The organism is Pseudomonas sp. ICMP 8385 (genome assembly GCF_002699915.1).
In the GTDB taxonomy this organism is placed as follows: domain Bacteria; phylum Pseudomonadota; class Gammaproteobacteria; order Pseudomonadales; family Pseudomonadaceae; genus Aquipseudomonas; species Aquipseudomonas gessardii.
Genome location: NZ_LKBY01000124.1, coordinates 39,760 through 55,916 on the forward strand (window position 1 = coordinate 39,760; position 16,157 = coordinate 55,916).

Genomic DNA, 16,157 nt, shown 5'->3' on the forward strand with positions numbered 1-16,157 from the left:
AGTGGTGGGCCCGGATGTTGAGTATTGTCGTCGAGCGTCCTGTTCGAGTGGCATTTTTTGGGAGCCTGCTGCTGTCCCTGATCGCGGTGTTGGGCGCAGCGACTGTCGGGCGTGATGCTGCTTTCTACCTGACCATTGCCCAGGACGTTCAAGTCGATGGCCCGCAAGCCGCCTTTGCCGTATTCAACTGGCCCTGGTTCTCCCTGCTCCTGGCGGGCACCCATTGGGTTTCCGCCCTGCCCATAGAACTGAGTGCTTATTTGTGGTGTGCGCTGTTCGCTGCCGGGACCTGCGCGCTGCTGGTTGACTGCGTGCGCCAGCGCTCGGTGCAGCTTGCGCCCTGGGCCTGCCTGGTGGTGTTGGCGATGCCGGCGTTCAACCAGTTTCGTGGCGAAATCCTGCGTGAGTTTGGCTTCTGGTTCTTCTGCATCCTGACCCTTTGGCTGGCCATGCGTTGGCAGGCACGCGGGGGCTGGCTGCGGGCGGCAACCCTCCACCTGGCACTTGTCGCGGCGGCAGCCTTCCGGTTGGAAGCCTTGTTACTGTTGCCTGCATTGGGGCTGTGGCAGATGCCTGGCCTGTGGGTGCGCGAGCGGCGTCTGGCGCTGCTGCAGTTTGTCGCACTGCCGCTGCTGGGTGTTGTCGTGGGGATGGTGCTGGTCTCGGCCACGGGTGGTTTTTCATCGGCACGCGTTGCCTACTATCTGGACCTGATCAACCCGAGCAGTGTGCTGGCGTCATTTGATTTGCTGCGCGAGCAGTTCGCCAACTCGCTGATCAACAAGTACTCCCAGGATGAAGCCGGACGCATCATCTTTTTTGGCATCCTGGCGGCCATGGCCATCGGCTTTGTGAATATTTGCGGTCCTTTTGCCGTGCCGTTTCTGCGCGGACGCAATTGGCAGGCAATCAAGCGCTACTGGCATGAATACCGGCCTTTTGCCTGGGCCGCGCTGTTGTACCTGTTGATATTGCTGCTGTTCTTTATCCAGCAGCAGTTCATGAACTTGCGCTACATGAGCTTCCTGAACCTACTGTTTGTGCCGGCGCTGGCCTTGGCGCTGCAGATGTTTGCCCAACAGTTCCCGCGCCTGGGCAAGGCCCTGGTGGCGGTATGCCTGTTGGTGATGCTGTCCAATGTGGTGTCCAGCGGACCGGGTAAGGTCCAGTACGTCGAAGCGGGGCGCTGGATGGCGGCGAACGTCGAGCCGGACGCCCCTGCGTATTTCGACGACGGGAGGATCGGCTATTACGCCGGGCGTGGTTATCGGCTCAAGCAATTGACCCGTGAGGCTGCCATGTCACCGGCCCACGCCGATAAATTCCGCTACTTCCTGATCGAAGCCCGCGGTAACGAGCCCTGGCTCACCAGCTGGCTGGCCGAGCGCAACCTGCGCATCGTCGAGCGCTTCGCCAATCGTCGAGGCGCCACGGTGTTGGTCATCACCCAGTGAAGTCAGCCCAGTAGGTGTCGCAGGCGCTCAATCAACGGCGCCTGTTGACTGCCTGCCGGCAAGCCCTGGCGATAGCCATTGAAGAAGGCTTGCCCGGCATCATCGCCCAGTAGCCATTGCCTATCCTCGGGATAGCGCCGCAGATGGCTGAAGTTCCGCAGGCGCTTGTTCTGGCTCAGCGGGGCGCTCTGGCAGCTCAGGTCGGCAATATCGATCAGCCCCAGGGTGTTTTCCGGCGTCAGCACCACGTTGCCAAAGTGCAGCGAGCGAAAGTACACGCCCTTCTCATGCAGTTGCGCAATAAAACAGCCCAGGCGCACACGCAAGGCGTCGGCCTCGGCCTTGGCGAGTTTCAGCTGGCGGATGGTTTCCCCGGCCAGCGGGCTGTAATACACCGCATCCCGCGCAATGCTGGGGATGCGATACACCGCAATGATGCGCGGGCAGGGGATATCCCGTTGCTGCAGGGCGCGGGTGTTGTTGGCGAAACGCTGGGCATACGGGTAGAACAACGCCGAGCTGAGCAGGCGTTTGCGCCGGAACAGTTTGAGCATGCAACCATCGGTCAACCGGAGCACCTTGTCGCCAGAACCATCGGCTTCCAGCACCTGCGCGCCAGCACGCAATGCCTCATAGGTGTTGTGATCGATTACTTGCATGCCTGACTCCCATCAATAGCCGGTTATCTTAACCGACTTGATGCAAGGCTGGCCCCTGCTCATGTTTTTTGGGGGGAAGAGGCCTGTGATATGATCCGCGCCTTACTGATTTGCGCGGATTCCCATGAGCAGTCCTGAACCGAAAACCCAGTCGACGCTGGCGATTTACTTTCGCCTGCTGACTTACGTACGGCCTTATGTGGGTCTGTTCATCCTGAGTATCGTCGGGTTCCTGATCTTCGCATCGACCCAGCCGATGCTCGCTTACATTCTCAAATATTTCGTCGATGGCCTGGCGAACCCCGAGGCCAGCCTGTTCCCCGGCAACCCCTATCTGGGCAAGTTGCAGTTGCTGGAAACCGTGCCACTGATGATCGTGCTGATCGCGGCCTGGCAGGGCGTGGGTTCGTTCCTCGGTAACTTCTTCCTGGCCCGGGTTTCCCTGGGGCTGGTCCATGACCTGCGCGTGGTGCTGTTCAACAAGTTGTTGGAGCTGCCCAACCGCTTCTTTGACAAGAACAACTCCGGCCACCTGATTTCACGCATTACCTTCAACGTCACCATGGTCACCGGCGCGGCCACCGATGCGATCAAGGTGGTTATCCGCGAAGGCATGACCGTGATTTTCCTGTTCTGCACCCTGGTGTGGATGAACTGGAAACTGACCCTGGTGATGCTGGCGATCCTGCCGGTGATCGGCATGATGGTGAACAGCACCAGCCGTAAATTCCGCAAGCAAAGCAAGAAAATCCAGGTGTCCATGGGCGATGTGACCCATGTGGCCTCCGAGACGATCCACGGCTACCGTGTAGTCCGCAGCTTTGGCGGCGAGCACTATGAAAAGGTGCGTTTCGAGCAGGCGAGCCTGAGCAATACCGAGAAACAACTGGCAATGACCAAGACCGGCGCGGTGTACACGCCGATGCTGCAACTGGTGACCTACAGTGCGATGGCCGTGGTCATGTTCCTGGTCCTGTATTTGCGTGGCGATGCCTCGCCCGGCGACCTGGTGGCCTACATCACCATGGCCGGCCTGCTGCCCAAGCCGATCCGCCAGCTGTCCGAAGTCAGCTCCACCATCCAGAAGGGTGTGGCGGGGGGCGAGAGGAGTTTTNCGAGAGTATTTTCGAGCAGTTGGATGAGCCGGTAGAAGTTGACCAGGGTGTGATTGAGCATGAGCGCCTGGCCGGGCGCATCGAAGTGCGCAACCTCAGCTTCCAATACCCCGATAGCGACAAGAAGGTGCTCAACGACATCAGCTTTATCGTCGAACCTGGGCAAATGGTTGCGCTGGTGGGGCGTTCGGGCAGCGGCAAATCCACCCTGGCGGGCTTGATCCCACGCTTCTATCAGCACGAACAAGGGCAGATTCTGCTCGATGGCGTACGCGTGCAGGATTTCACCCTGCGCAACCTGCGCCGGCAAATTGCCCTGGTGACCCAGCAGGTCACCTTGTTCAACGACACCGTGACCAACAACATCGCCTATGGCGACTTGGCCGGCGCGCCCACCGATGCGGTGCTCCATGCTGCTCGCGAAGCCTATGCCGATGAGTTCATCGTGAAGATGCCCCAGGGCTATGAAACCCTGGTGGGCGAGAACGGCGTGCTGCTGTCCGGCGGCCAGCGCCAGCGCATCGCGATTGCCCGGGCCCTGCTCAAGGATGCGCCGCTGCTGATTCTCGACGAGGCCACCTCGGCCCTGGATACCGAGTCCGAGCGCCATATCCAGGCGGCCCTGGACCATGTGGTGAAAAACCGCACGACCCTGGTGATTGCCCACCGCCTGAGCACCATCGAGAAAGCCGACCTGATCCTGGTGATGGACGACGGCCAGATTGTCGAGCGCGGTACCCATGTCGAGCTGCTGGCGAAGAATGGCTACTACGCGCGGCTGCACGCCAAGGAGTTTGAAGAGGGCGACCCGGTGGCGCCCACCCACGTGACGGATGCCTATTGAGGCGCCATGGCCGCTGGGCCGGGATCGACCGCCAGGATTGAAGCGGTCGATGCTTTTCCCTGTGCTAATATCGCGCCCCTGTTCATTTTGTATGTGGGTTGCTCCATGAAGTTGTCCATGCCGCGATTCGATCAAGCCCCTGTCTTGGTGGTCGGCGATGTCATGCTCGACCGTTACTGGCATGGCGGTACCTCACGGATTTCCCCTGAGGCACCGGTACCGGTAGTCAAGGTCGAGCAAATCGAAGACCGCCCAGGCGGCGCTGCCAACGTCGCCCTTAACATCGCCGCACTCGGCGCCCCGGCCTCCCTGGTCGGCGTGACCGGTGACGACGAAGCCGCCGACAGCCTGACCAACAGCCTGCGCGGCGCTGGCGTGCGTGCCCTGTTCCAGCGTATTGCCCACCAGCCGACCATCGTCAAGCTGCGGGTCATGAGCCGTCACCAGCAATTGCTGCGTATCGATTTTGAAGAACCCTTTGCCACCGACGCCCTGGCCCTCAGTGACCAGGTCGATGCGTTGCTCGAAGGCATCAAGGTATTGGTGCTGTCGGACTACGGCAAAGGTGCATTGAAAAACCACCAGGTGCTGATCCAGGCCGCCAAGGCCCGGGGTATCCCGGTGCTGGCCGATCCCAAGGGCAAGGACTTCTCGGTGTACCGAGGCGCCAGCCTGATCACGCCGAACCTCAGCGAATTTGAAACCATCGTCGGCGGTTGTGTCGATGAGCACGATTTGGTGAGCAAAGGCGCCAGCCTGATGGCCGACCTCGACCTCGGCGCCTTGCTGGTGACCCGTGGCGAACACGGCATGACCCTGCTGCGCCCCGGCCACCCGGCCATGCACTTGCCGGCGCGGGCGCGGGAAGTATTCGATGTCACCGGCGCCGGCGACACGGTGATCTCCACCCTGGCGGCGGCGATCGCGGCCGGCGAGGAATTGCCCCACGCGGTGGCCCTGGCCAACCTGGCGGCGAGCATCGTGGTGGGCAAGCTGGGTACTGCGTCCATCAGCGCCCCGGAACTGCGTCGCGCGATCCAGCGTGAGGAAGGCTCGGAGCGTGGCGTGTTGAGCCTTGAGCAATTGCTGCTGGCGATTGACGATGCCCGGGCGCATAACGAAAGCATCGTCTTCACCAACGGTTGTTTCGACATCCTGCATGCTGGCCATGTGACCTACCTGGAGCAGGCTCGCGCCCAGGGTGATCGCCTGATCGTGGCGATCAACGACGATGCGTCGGTCAGCCGCCTGAAAGGGCCGGGTCGGCCGATCAACAGTGTGGACCGGCGCATGGCGGTGCTGGCTGGGTTGGGCGCGGTGGACTGGGTGATCAGCTTCTCCGAGGGCACCCCGGAAAACCTGCTGGCCCAGGTCAAGCCGGACGTGTTGGTCAAGGGGGGGGATTACTCGGTCGACCAGGTGGTCGGTGCCGATATCGTCAACGCCTATGGTGGCAAGGTCAAAGTCTTGGGGCTGGTGGAAAACAGCTCGACCACCGCGATTGTCGAAAAAATTCGCCAAACCAACGATGCCGCTCAATAGGTTTTACCGCTATGTCTGATGCTCTTGTACTGATTACCGGCGGTGCCGGCTTTATCGGTTCCAATCTGGTCGATGCACTGCTGGCCAAGGGCTACGCGGTGCGCGTGCTGGATAACCTGTCCACCGGCAAGCGCAGCAACCTGCCGCTGGATAACCCGCGCCTGCAACTGCTCGAAGGCGATGTGGCCGATGCGGCGCTGGTCGCGCGCGCGGCGGTAGGGGCGACGGCGGTGGTGCACCTGGCGGCCGTCGCTTCGGTGCAGGCGTCGGTGGATGACCCGGTCAGTACGCACCAGAGCAACTTCGTGGGTAGCCTGAACGTTTGCGAAGCCATGCGCCAGGCTGGGGTCAAGCGCGTGGTGTTTGCTTCCAGCGCAGCGGTGTATGGCAACAATGGCGAGGGCGACTCCATCGACGAGCAAACCGCCAAGGCCCCGTTGACGCCGTATGCCTCGGACAAGCTGGCCAGCGAGCACTACTTTGACTTCTATCGGCGCCAGCATGGCCTGGAGCCGGTGATTTTCCGCTTCTTCAATATCTTTGGCCCGCGCCAGGACCCTTCATCGCCGTATTCCGGGGTGATCAGCATCTTCAGCGAGCGTGTGCAAAAAGGCCTGCCGATTGCCGTGTTTGGCGACGGTGAGCAAACCCGGGACTTCATGTACGTCGGGGACCTGGTGGCTGTGCTGGTGCAAGCCGTGGAAATGGCCGATGCGCCTCTGGGCGCGATCAATGTCGGCTGGAACCGCACCACCACCCTCAAGCAGCTGCTGCAGGCACTGTCGGAAATTGTCGGCGCGTTGCCGGCTGTCAGCTACACGGCGCCGCGCTCGGGGGATATCCGGCATTCCAGGGCTAATAACCAGCGCTTGGCGGCGAGTTTCACATTGCCTGAGCCGACACCGTTGAAGGTTGGCCTGGAGAAACTGCTCAACCCGTAGGCATCGCTCGCCACAGGCGGGGCTGCTTCAGCGACCCGCCTTCTTCGGCACCATCTTGCGCAGGATCTGCCTGGCCCGCCCGGTCAGCTGTTTCAACTTCGATTCCTTCTCTGGCGCGCTCAGGCCCTGTTGCTGGAGCCAATCCTTCCACTTGATCCGCTCGTCACGTACCAACCAGCCTTCCTGCTGGGCAAAACTCTCGGCCAGGTACACCCCACGGGTGCTCGCCGGGATCAGTTGATCCTTCTTCAGGGTATACAGCTCGGCGCACGGCTGGCCGTCCTTGAGGGGCATCAGGTACAAGTCCGGGCGCTGGCGGTCCAGGCGCGCCACCAGTTGGTCGCCCTCCAGGCGTTCGTCCACATGGAACAGGCTCAGGGACTTGGCTTCCTTGGGCACTTCCAGGCGCAGGTCATAGATCAATTGCAGGGAGGCCGTGGGCAGGTGCACATAGGCCCGGGGGCGCTCGATCAACTGCATATTGGCGCAGCGCACCGGGCGGGCGGCGCCGGACAACGGCGACAGGCGAAACGGCAAGGCCTCGCGGTAATGCAGGGCGGCGGAGTAGGGCGCCGGCAGCCAGGTGTCGTTGAAACGCCCGCCGAGCCAGCCTTCCGGGGTTTCCAGCAGGCATTCCTCGGCGATTTCCTGGATGGCGGTGTGCAACGGCAGGTTCAGTTCGTGGGCCGGCACGTAGCCGGAAATCAGCTTGAGCACCACATCGCCCCGGTCCTGCCGGCGCTGGCGCACCAAGACCCAGTAATCGCGGTTTTGCCAATGCAGGGTCAGGCGCACCGATACCCCGAGGTTGGCCAACTCCAGGGCAAAGCGCTCGGCATCCGCCACCTCCACCGGCTTGCGTCGTTGCAGGGTCTGGGCAAAGTTGAGCGGCATGCCCACGCTCTGGTAGCTCAGGCCTTCGGGGGTGGCTTCGACGTACAGCGGCAGAGTCTTGAAGTTGCTGGGGTTTTTTCTTATGAGCGTTCGCGGCATGTCGGCTCCTTCTTGCGTCGGGGTCGGCCGCGTCGGCGGCATCAGGATTGGCGAATGATCTGGGCAGCGGTTGCTACGTTATGGGCAAGGTGCAGCGGGTTGATGGTGCCGACAATAGCACTGGCCACGCCCGTTTGCGCAAACAACAAGACGAAACTGGCATGAATTGGATCCATTCCTGGTTCAAGGCATGCATGGCCACTGGCCAGGGCCTTTTTCACTAGGATGCCTTTGCCATGGGCGGCGGCGTAATCGATCACGGCTTTTTCGTTTTGCTCGTTCAGATTGTAGGTGACCATCGCGCAATCGCCTTGTTCCAGAGCCTTCACCCCGCCTTCGACGGTTTTGCCCGAGAAACCGAAACCGCGAATCTTGCCCTCGGCCTTGAGTTGCGCCAGGGTCTGGTAGACCTCGCAATCGTTGAGGATATGCAAGTCGTTGCCGTCGGAATGCACCAGCACCAGGTCGATAAAATCCGTTTCCAGGCGTTTCAGGCTGCGCTCCACGGACCGCCGGGTGTGGGCCGCGCTGAAATCATGGTGGGATACGCCGTCGGTAAACTCTTCGCCGACCTTGCTGACAATCACCCAGTCCTGGCGCTGGCCCCGCAGCAGCGGCCCCAGGCGTTCTTCACTGTGACCATAGGCCGGGGCGGTGTCGATCAGGTTGATCCCCAGTTCGCGCGCCTGGCGCAGCAACATCCGCGCCTCTTCATCATTGGGGATCTGGAAACCATTGGGGTACTTCACCCCCTGGTCGCGCCCCAGCTTCACGGTGCCCAGGCCCAGTGGTGACACCAGCAGGCCGGTGCTGCCCAGGGGGCGATGGAGGTCATGCAGGGTCGGCAGGCTCATGGCAACAATTGCTCCCAGGCAGGTTGGGCGATGGCCGGGCGTGGCAGCTCGGGCAGCGGCGCGCTTGGTGTCGGCTGGATACCGTCACGTTCCAGGGCGCTCAGCACGCGGTCGGCGAAGTCCGGCGCCAGGGCCAGCTTGGTTGGCCAGCCCACCAACAGGCGGCCCTGTTCGGCGAGGAACGCATTGTCTGGCCGGGTCAGGCCCGTTTGCAGGGGTTCGGCGCGATCCACCCGCAGGGTCGCCCACTGGACCTGGCTCATATCGATCCACGGCAGCAGCTGTGCCAGCTCCTTTTGCGCCGTGGCGATCTGCTCGGCGGGTGTGCGGTGCACGCCTTCGGTCTCGGCAATATCGCCGCCCATGTACCACACCCAGTTGCCATCGGCGGCCGGGTGCGTGGTGATGGTGATCCGTGGCTTGGTGCCGCCGCCCAGGCAGTGCGCATACAGGGGTTTGAGGCCGGGGCCCTTGGCGATGATCATATGCAGCGGGCGCTTTTGCATGGCCGGCTGGCTCAGGCCCAGGGCCGTCAGCAGCTCGGCGGTGCCGCCGCCGGCACTCAGCACGATGCGCTGGGCGCGGATCGCCCGGCCATCGACTTTCAGGCCGACCAGCAGGCCACCTTCCAGCAGCGGCTCGATCTGTTGCCCGGCGAGCAGGCCGTCGCCAGCCAGTTGTGCCAGGCGTTCGATCAGGCTCGGTACATCCACCACCAGTTCGGCCAGGCGATAGACCTTGCCCTTGAAGCGGCGGTCTTGCAGGGCCGGCGGCAAATCGTCGCCCTTGACCTGGTCGACGCGGCCCCGCACTGCCTTGCTGGCGAAGAAACTGGTGAGGTTGCCGGCCAGGGTGCCCGGCGACCACAGGTAATGGGCCTGGGACAGCAGGCGCACGCCCGTCAGGTCCAGCTCGCCGGTGCCCGCCAGGGCTTCGCGCCAGCGTCGTGGCATATCGGCAATGGCTTCGGAGGCACCGGTCAGGGCGCCATGTAGGGCGTATTTTGCACCACCGTGAATGATCCCCTGGGACTTCACGCTCTGCCCACCACCCAGGGTCGCGTTCTCCACCACAAGCGTGGAAAACCCCTGGCTGCGCAGGCGCGCATTGAGCCAGAGGCCGGCAACCCCGGCGCCGACAATCAGGACGTCGGTGGAAATAACGGATGGCATGGGGCGACCTCAGTGTTCAGAACAAGAGGCCAAGTATACAGACTCGACAGCGGGATCTTTGCCCAGGATCAACAACTGTAGAAGGTCAGTGGCCCGCTGTTTTTGAAAACAACTGAATCACCACCACCCCCAGCACAATCAGGCCCATTCCCAGCATCGCCGGTAGATCGAGCTTCTGCCCATAGATAAACAGCGCCGCGATGCTGACCATGACGATCCCCAGCCCCGCCCACACCGCGTAGGCCACGCCCACCGGCACGGTGCGCACCACCAGGGTCAGCATCCAGAACGCCACGCCATAGCCGACGATAACCAGCAGCAGCGGGATCGGCGTGCTCCAGCCTTTGATCGCTTTCATGGAAACGGTAGCGATCACTTCCGAGCAGATGGCAATGGCCAGGTAGTAGTAGGCGGCGTTCATGGGGGTGTTCCTCGGAAATAGGGGCGCGTAACAAGGCCGGCATTCTAGAGACTTCATAGATGGGGTAAAGTCATTACCTATCCGAATTTAAGATGGGTTGAGCCAATGAGTGTGCAGTGGAACCTGGAGCAGATGCGCCTGTTTGTCAGCGTCGCCGAGCAGCGCTCGTTTTCGGCGGTGGCGCGGGACCAGCGCAAGGCGCAGTCGGCGGTGAGTAATGGCATTGCCTTGCTGGAGGCCGACCTGGGCGTGAGCCTGTTTGATCGCAGCAGCGGTCGCCAGCCCCGTTTGACGGCGGCCGGCGCGGTCCTGCTGGAAGAAGCCCGGGAAGTGCTGCGCCAGTGTGAGCGCCTCAATGGCCGCGCCCTGTCCCTGATGCGCGGCGAAGAAGCACGACTGCGCCTGGCCCAGGACGAAGCCATGCTGTATCAGCCGGTGCTCGACAGCCTTGAGGCGCTGGCCGGGAAATTTCCCAGCCTGGAAGTGCAATTGTCCAGCACAGCCCAAGGTGATGTCGCACGCAAGCTGGTGGAGCGCAAGGCCGACCTGGGGTTGCTGTTCTATCACGACCAGATCCCCGAAGCCCTGGAGCGGCGGGTGGTCGGCAGTGTGGAGATGGTCACGGTGTGCGGCGTCGGCCATCCGCTGGCCCGGGGTGGGTTTGTCGATTGCCAGCGCCTGGCGCAGTTTCGCCAGTTGCTGATGTCGACCCAGACCAGCGTCTACCCCGGCAGCGAGGCGGCCAGCCCGCAGGTGTGGCGCGCCGACAGTTTCTACGTGCTGGCCGAGTGGCTGGCCCGGGGCCTGGGCTGGGCCTGGTTGCCCCGGCATGTGGTGCAATACCCCACGTATCAGGGGCAGATGGTCGAGCTGGACAGCGAATGGACCCCGCCGGCCCTGGTGGTGGAACTGGTGTGGCGGCGCGATGAGCCCCTGGGCCCGGCGGCGCGTTTTCTGGCCGAACGTTTTACCGCGTGTTTGCAGGCGATCGGCTGAAAAAGCCGATAAACTCCGCCGCCATGAATAGAACTCTCTACAGCTGTGTGTTTTACCTGGCGCTGCCGTTGGTGGCCTTACGACTTTGGCTACGGGCCCGCAAGGCGCCGGCCTACGCCAAGCGCGTCAGCGAGCGCTTTTCCTACGGCTTGCCGGTGCTCAAGCCCGGCGGGATCTGGGTGCATGCGGTGTCGGTGGGCGAGAGCATCGCGGCCGCGCCGATGATCCGTGGCTTGCTGGAGCGTCATCCTGAGTTGCCGATCACCGTCACCTGCATGACGCCCACCGGTTCCGAGCGGATCCAGGCACTGTTCGCCCATGAGCCGCGCATCCAGCATTGCTACCTGCCCTACGATTTACCGTGTGCCGCCAAGCGTTTTCTGGACCGGGTGCAGCCTAAGCTTGCGGTCATCATGGAAACCGAGTTGTGGCCCAACCATATCCACCAATGTGCCAAGCGCGGGATTCCCGTGGCCCTGGCCAATGCGCGGCTGTCAGCACGCTCGGCCAAGGGCTATGCACGTTTCGCCAAGCTGACGGCGCCGATGCTGGCAGAAATGAGCCTGTTTGCCGTGCAGACCGCCACCGAGGCCGAGCGCTTTCGCAGCCTGGGTGCGCGCGCCGAAACGGTTGAAGTCACCGGCTCGATCAAGTTTGACCTGAGCATCGACCCGCAACTGCTGGCGCGTGCCGCGGCCTTGCGCGAACAGTGGCAGGCCAGCGAGCGCCCGGTGTGGATCGCCGCCAGTACCCATGAGGGTGAAGATGCCGTGGTGCTGGCTGCGCATCGGCAACTGTTGGCCAGCTACCCCAATGCGCTGCTGATCCTGGTGCCCCGTCATCCAGAGCGGTTCAACGCAGTGCTGGAGCTGTGCCAACAGCAGGGTTTTGCCACGGTGCAGCGCTCCAGCGACGCGCCGGTCGATGCCGAGACCTCGGTGTTGCTGGGCGACACCATGGGCGAGTTGCTGTTTCTCTACGCCTTGGCCGATAGCGCTTTCGTCGGCGGCAGCCTGGTGCCCAATGGCGGGCATAACCTGCTGGAGCCGGCGGCGCTGGCCAAGCCGGTGATCAGCGGTCCGCACCTGTTCAACTTCCTCGAAATCGCCGCGCTGATGCGCGAGGCCGGGGCGTTGCAGGCAGTGGATGATGCTGAAGGGTTGGCCGAGGCGGTGCGGCAGTTGTTTGAACTGCCGCAGGATGCCCAGAAGATGGCGCAGGCGGGGCTCAAGGTGATGCAGGCCAACCAGGGCGCGTTGAAGCGTTTGCTCGATGGCTTGGACAGACTGCTCAAAGCCTGACCTGTGGGAGCTGGCTTATGTGGTGGGTTTAGTTACCAGGGCGGGCCTTCAGTTGTTCGGCCGCAGCCTTGGCCAGGTCCGGCGGCAGGAAGTCCTTGTCCGGGTTGTAGTCGGCCTTCAGGTACCGCGCCAGGTCCTGCAAGTCCCCCGGGTTCAATGTCCCCGCCGCCTGCTTCAAGCGCAGGTTGTCGAGGATGTAGTCATAGCGGCTGTTGTTGTAGTTGCGCACCGACGCGTAGAGCTGGCGCTGCGAATCCAGCACATCGACGATATTGCGCGTGCCCACCTGGTAACCGATTTCCGTGGCTTCCACTGCGCTCTGGTTGGAGATGATCGACTGGCGGCGCGCCTGCACCTGTTCGACGTCGGTGTTGACCGCGCGGTGCAGGTTGCGGGTGTTTTCCACCACCTGGCGGCGCAGGCCCTCGCGTTGCTGTTCGGTCTGGCCCAGGCGCGAATAGGATTCGCGCACCTGGGAGCTGGTGAGGCCGCCGCTGTACAACGGGATGTTCAGGCGCAGGCCGATGGTGCGCTGCTCGACATCACCGCCATAAGGCTGACCGAAGGCATTGGGGTTGCGTAAACCGAGGGCGTCATTGTCGCCTTTCTCGTATTGCGCCACCGCGTCCAGGGTCGGCGCGTGGCCGGCCTTGCGTTGCTTGAGGGTTTCTTCGGCGGCGGTGACCGCATAGTTGCTGGCCAGCAGGTTCAGGTTCTGCCGCCCGGCGGTGTCGACCCAGGCCTTGGCATCGTTCGGTGCCGGTGGTAACACCGGCAAGGTATGGACGATGCCCTGGATCGAATTGTATTGGCGGTTGGTCAGGGTGATCAGCGCTTCAAACGCATCATCCACCTGGCGCTGGGCGAGGATCCGGTTGGCCCGCGCGGTGTCGTAGCTGGCCTGGGATTGCAGCACGTCGGTCTTGTCCGACAGGCCCACGTCGAAACGCTCGTTGGACTGGTCCAGTTGGCGTTTGAAGGCGGCTTCTTCGGCCTTGGTCGAGGCCAGGTTGTCCTGGGCACGCAACACGGCGAAATAGTTTTCGGCACTTTGCAGGATCAATTCCTGCTCGGTGGCCGACAGTTGCAGGGCGGCTTGTTCATTGACGGCTTCGGCGGCTTGCAACTGGAACCAGCGGTCGGCACGGAACAGTGGCTGGCTCAGGGTCGCGCGCCAGGTATGGGCGTCGCGATTGGCGGTAGCCGACGGGGTATCGATCTGGGTGCGCACGTTGTTCACGTCGGCCCCGGCCGAAAGGTTGGGCAGCAAGCCGGCGCGGGCCTGGGGCACCACTTCTTTCTGCGCGCCATATTGGGCGCGGGCGGCGGCCAGGTCGGCGTTGTTGTCCACCGCTTCCTGGTAGACGCTGACCAGGTCGGTTTTGGTCGACAAGGGCGCTTCTGCTGCCCAGACCAGTCCATTGGTCGCACAAGACACGGCAAGAGCCAGTGAAAGTTTGCGCAGCATGAGGCGATCCCTAGATAAATATTACGACAATAATTTAGCGCCCAAGGCTACGACGAGCAATCCATAGCGTCAAGCCGCTGAGGCAGGAGCCGAGTGTAGTGGTCGCACCCCGGCACAACAATCCTGTAATTGCGCCATTCATCATGCTGAATGCACCGCTATTGGCAATTTGCCTGCTCCATGGTCTAGACTGACCGCGTTCTTGTCGGGGTGCCTTGCTATGAGGCTGAGATCGGTCAATACCGGATCCCGTTGAACCTGATCAGGTTAGCGCCTGCGTAGGGAACAAGATTTCTCGTCACCCGGCGAGTCCTCTTGTGCTTCGTCCGGGATGTTGTTCGACAATCGAACAGCCCTCGTGCACCAAGCACAGCACTGCCTCCAGTGCGTCCATCCGTCACAGGTTCGCTCCGACAAAAATCCACTGCCTGGATGTGTCTGGAGAGCCCGTGATGAGTACAAAACTAAAAAACACCGTGCATTTGAGTGAGTCGGCCAAGGTTGACTCGGGATCTGTGCAGCCCTTTACCCGCTCGCAAAAAGTCTATGTGCAGGGCACTCGCCCGGATATCCGCGTGCCGATGCGCGAAGTCAGCCTGGACGTGACCCCCACCGACTTCGGCGGTGAGATCAATGCACCGGTGGTGGTCTACGACACCTCCGGCCCGTACACCGACCCGAATGTCATCATCGACGTGCGCAAAGGCCTGGGCGATGTGCGCTCGCCATGGATCGAATCCCGTGGCGACACCGAGCGCCTGCCGGGCCTCAGTTCGCACTTCGGCCAACAGCGCCTGAGCGACGCCGAACTGACCGCCCTGCGTTTTGCCCACGTGAAAAACCCACGCCGCGCCAAGGCCGGGGCCAACGTCACGCAGATGCACTACGCGCGCCAGGGCATCATCACCGCCGAGATGGAATACGTCGCCATCCGCGAAAACATGAAGCTCGAAGAAGCCCGCGCCAGTGGCCTGCTCGAGCAGCAGCACGCCGGCCACAGCTTTGGTGCCAGCGTGCCGAAAATCATCACCCCGGAGTTCGTGCGCGAAGAAATCGCCCGTGGCCGCGCCATCATTCCGGCCAACATCAACCATACCGAACTGGAACCGATGATCATCGGCCGTAACTTCCTGGTGAAGATCAACGGCAATATCGGCAACAGCGCCCTGGGTTCGTCCATCGAAGAAGAAGTGGCGAAACTCACCTGGGGCATTCGCTGGGGGTCGGACACGGTGATGGACCTGTCCACCGGCAAGCACATCCACGAAACCCGCGAGTGGATCATCCGCAACTCGCCGGTGCCGATCGGCACCGTGCCGATCTACCAGGCCCTGGAAAAAGTCGGCGGCGCCGCCGAAGACCTGACCTGGGAGCTGTTCCGCGACACCTTGATCGAACAGGCCGAGCAGGGCGTCGATTACTTCACCATTCATGCTGGCGTGTTGCTGCGCTATGTACCGCTGACCGCCAAGCGCGTCACCGGCATTGTGTCCCGGGGCGGCTCGATCATGGCCAAGTGGTGCCTGGCGCACCATAAAGAGAACTTTACCTACACGCATTTCGACGAAATCTGCGAAATCATGAAGGCCTATGACGTCAGCTTCTCCCTCGGCGATGGCCTGCGTCCGGGCTCGATTGCCGACGCCAACGATGCGGCGCAGTTCGGTGAGCTGGAAACCCTTGGCGAGTTGACCAAGATTGCCTGGAAGCACGACGTGCAAACCATGATCGAAGGCCCTGGCCATGTGCCGATGCAGTTGATCAAGGAGAACATGGACAAACAGCTGGAGTGCTGCGACGAAGCGCCGTTCTACACCCTGGGCCCGCTGACCACCGATATCGCGCCCGGCTACGACCACATCACCTCGGGGATCGGCGCGGCGATGATCGGCTGGTTCGGTTGCGCCATGCTGTGCTACGTCACGCCCAAGGAACACCTGGGCCTGCCGAACAAGGATGACGTGAAGACCGGGATCATCACCTACAAAATCGCGGCCCACGCGGCGGATTTGGCCAAGGGCCATCCCGGCGCGCAGATCCGCGACAACGCCTTGAGCAAGGCACGGTTCGAGTTCCGCTGGGAAGACCAGTTCAACCTCGGCCTGGACCCGGACACCGCACGCTCCTATCACGATGAAACCCTGCCCAAGGACTCGGCCAAGGTCGCGCACTTTTGCTCGATGTGCGGGCCGAAATTCTGCTCGATGAAAATCACCCAGGAAGTGCGCGAATACGCGGCCAACCAGCGCATCGAAGCGGTGGACGTGGATGTGGCCAAGGGCTTGGCCGAACAGGCGCAGCGGTTCAAGCAGGAGGGCAGTCAGCTCTACAAAAAGGTCTGACCCCAATGATCGTTCCCACGCTCTGCGTGGGAATGCATCCCGTGACGCTTCGCGT

At 62.4% G+C, this 16,157-nt stretch carries 12 protein-coding genes, 1 pseudogene and 1 riboswitch; of the genes and pseudogenes, 7 read left to right on the plus strand and 6 right to left on the minus strand.

Translation table 11 applies throughout. From position 1 onward, the window contains the following. The first annotated feature begins 14 nt into the window (after positions 1–14). Positions 15–1,454 (plus strand): hypothetical protein, encoded by a 1,440-nt coding sequence (locus AO268_RS24355; RefSeq protein ID WP_090412814.1) that lies wholly within the window; start codon positions 15–17, stop codon positions 1,452–1,454. A gap of 2 nt (positions 1,455–1,456) precedes the next feature. On the opposite strand, the gene AO268_RS24360 is transcribed toward AO268_RS24355, so the two are convergent. After that, the gene (locus AO268_RS24360; RefSeq protein ID WP_099170107.1) at positions 1,457–2,113 is read right to left on the minus strand and encodes a phosphotransferase; all 657 of its coding nucleotides are present in this window, start codon (positions 2,111–2,113) and stop codon (positions 1,457–1,459) included. Between the two features lie 124 nt (positions 2,114–2,237). Between AO268_RS24360 and msbA the strand changes: the two are divergent. The 3 genes and pseudogenes from msbA to AO268_RS24375 all read left to right on the plus strand — a co-directional run bounded on the left by msbA (position 2,238) and on the right by AO268_RS24375 (position 6,555). Next, positions 2,238–4,072 (plus strand): annotated as a pseudogene (msbA, locus tag AO268_RS24365) (lipid A export permease/ATP-binding protein MsbA). A gap of 105 nt (positions 4,073–4,177) precedes the next feature. Further along, positions 4,178–5,614 carry a bifunctional D-glycero-beta-D-manno-heptose-7-phosphate kinase/D-glycero-beta-D-manno-heptose 1-phosphate adenylyltransferase HldE gene (hldE, locus tag AO268_RS24370; protein ID WP_076961627.1) on the plus strand — a complete coding sequence of 479 codons (1,437 nt, stop codon included), beginning with the start codon at positions 4,178–4,180 and terminating at the stop codon, positions 5,612–5,614. Positions 5,615–5,625: 11 nt separating this feature from the next. Continuing rightward, positions 5,626–6,555 (plus strand): NAD-dependent epimerase/dehydratase family protein, encoded by a 930-nt coding sequence (locus tag AO268_RS24375; RefSeq protein WP_076961611.1) that lies wholly within the window; start codon positions 5,626–5,628, stop codon positions 6,553–6,555. Positions 6,556–6,582: 27 nt separating this feature from the next. Here the strand turns inward: AO268_RS24375 and AO268_RS24380 are convergent, their stop codons facing one another. The 4 genes from AO268_RS24380 to AO268_RS24395 all read right to left on the minus strand — a co-directional run bounded on the left by AO268_RS24380 (position 6,583) and on the right by AO268_RS24395 (position 9,995). Continuing rightward, the gene (locus AO268_RS24380; RefSeq protein ID WP_076961610.1) at positions 6,583–7,548 is read right to left on the minus strand and encodes a metal ABC transporter ATPase; all 966 of its coding nucleotides are present in this window, start codon (positions 7,546–7,548) and stop codon (positions 6,583–6,585) included. A 41-nt stretch (positions 7,549–7,589) separates the two neighbouring features. After that, complete coding sequence (locus AO268_RS24385; protein WP_099170108.1) at positions 7,590–8,402, minus strand: aldo/keto reductase; 813 nt, start codon at positions 8,400–8,402, stop codon at positions 7,590–7,592. After that, complete coding sequence (locus tag AO268_RS24390; RefSeq protein WP_099170109.1) at positions 8,399–9,574, minus strand: FAD-dependent oxidoreductase; 1,176 nt, start codon at positions 9,572–9,574, stop codon at positions 8,399–8,401. Before AO268_RS24390 ends, AO268_RS24385 begins: the two co-directional genes overlap by 4 nt. Positions 9,575–9,659: 85 nt before the next feature. Further along, positions 9,660–9,995, minus strand: a complete 336-nt coding sequence (locus AO268_RS24395) for a DMT family transporter (RefSeq protein ID WP_099170110.1) — start codon at positions 9,993–9,995, stop codon at positions 9,660–9,662. A gap of 105 nt (positions 9,996–10,100) precedes the next feature. Here AO268_RS24395 and AO268_RS24400 point away from each other — a divergent pair, with 105 nt between their 5' ends. Next, positions 10,101–10,991, plus strand: a complete 891-nt coding sequence (locus AO268_RS24400) for a LysR family transcriptional regulator (RefSeq protein WP_076961606.1) — start codon at positions 10,101–10,103, stop codon at positions 10,989–10,991. A 23-nt stretch (positions 10,992–11,014) separates the two neighbouring features. After that, the gene (waaA, locus tag AO268_RS24405) at positions 11,015–12,292 is read left to right on the plus strand and encodes a lipid IV(A) 3-deoxy-D-manno-octulosonic acid transferase (RefSeq protein ID WP_076961605.1); all 1,278 of its coding nucleotides are present in this window, start codon (positions 11,015–11,017) and stop codon (positions 12,290–12,292) included. Between the two features lie 28 nt (positions 12,293–12,320). Here waaA and AO268_RS24410 read toward each other — a convergent pair whose 3' ends face one another. Continuing rightward, entirely contained in the window at positions 12,321–13,760 is a 1,440-nt protein-coding gene (locus tag AO268_RS24410; RefSeq protein ID WP_076961604.1) for a TolC family outer membrane protein, read from the minus strand. Between the two features lie 196 nt (positions 13,761–13,956). Next, positions 13,957–14,062, plus strand: a riboswitch (TPP riboswitch). 150 nt (positions 14,063–14,212) lie between these two features. Here AO268_RS24410 and thiC point away from each other — a divergent pair. Further along, the gene (gene thiC / locus AO268_RS24415) at positions 14,213–16,102 is read left to right on the plus strand and encodes a phosphomethylpyrimidine synthase ThiC (protein WP_076961603.1); all 1,890 of its coding nucleotides are present in this window, start codon (positions 14,213–14,215) and stop codon (positions 16,100–16,102) included. The last annotated feature ends 55 nt before the right edge of the window (positions 16,103–16,157 follow it).

Excerpts from the sequence above, each read along its gene's own strand:
- AO268_RS24355 (WP_090412814.1), top strand. The coding sequence starts at position 15 with ATGTTGAGTATTGTCGTCGAGCGTCCTGTTCGAGTGGCATTTTTTGGG.
- AO268_RS24360 (WP_099170107.1), bottom strand. The coding sequence starts at position 2,113 with ATGCAAGTAATCGATCACAACACCTATGAGGCATTGCGTGCTGGCGCG.
- hldE (WP_076961627.1), top strand. The coding sequence starts at position 4,178 with ATGAAGTTGTCCATGCCGCGATTCGATCAAGCCCCTGTCTTGGTGGTC.
- AO268_RS24375 (WP_076961611.1), top strand. The coding sequence starts at position 5,626 with ATGTCTGATGCTCTTGTACTGATTACCGGCGGTGCCGGCTTTATCGGT.
- AO268_RS24380 (WP_076961610.1), bottom strand. The coding sequence starts at position 7,548 with ATGCCGCGAACGCTCATAAGAAAAAACCCCAGCAACTTCAAGACTCTG.
- AO268_RS24385 (WP_099170108.1), bottom strand. The coding sequence starts at position 8,402 with ATGAGCCTGCCGACCCTGCATGACCTCCATCGCCCCCTGGGCAGCACC.
- AO268_RS24390 (WP_099170109.1), bottom strand. The coding sequence starts at position 9,574 with ATGCCATCCGTTATTTCCACCGACGTCCTGATTGTCGGCGCCGGGGTT.
- AO268_RS24395 (WP_099170110.1), bottom strand. The coding sequence starts at position 9,995 with ATGAACGCCGCCTACTACTACCTGGCCATTGCCATCTGCTCGGAAGTG.
- AO268_RS24400 (WP_076961606.1), top strand. The coding sequence starts at position 10,101 with ATGAGTGTGCAGTGGAACCTGGAGCAGATGCGCCTGTTTGTCAGCGTC.
- waaA (WP_076961605.1), top strand. The coding sequence starts at position 11,015 with ATGAATAGAACTCTCTACAGCTGTGTGTTTTACCTGGCGCTGCCGTTG.
- AO268_RS24410 (WP_076961604.1), bottom strand. The coding sequence starts at position 13,760 with ATGCTGCGCAAACTTTCACTGGCTCTTGCCGTGTCTTGTGCGACCAAT.
- thiC (WP_076961603.1), top strand. The coding sequence starts at position 14,213 with ATGAGTACAAAACTAAAAAACACCGTGCATTTGAGTGAGTCGGCCAAG.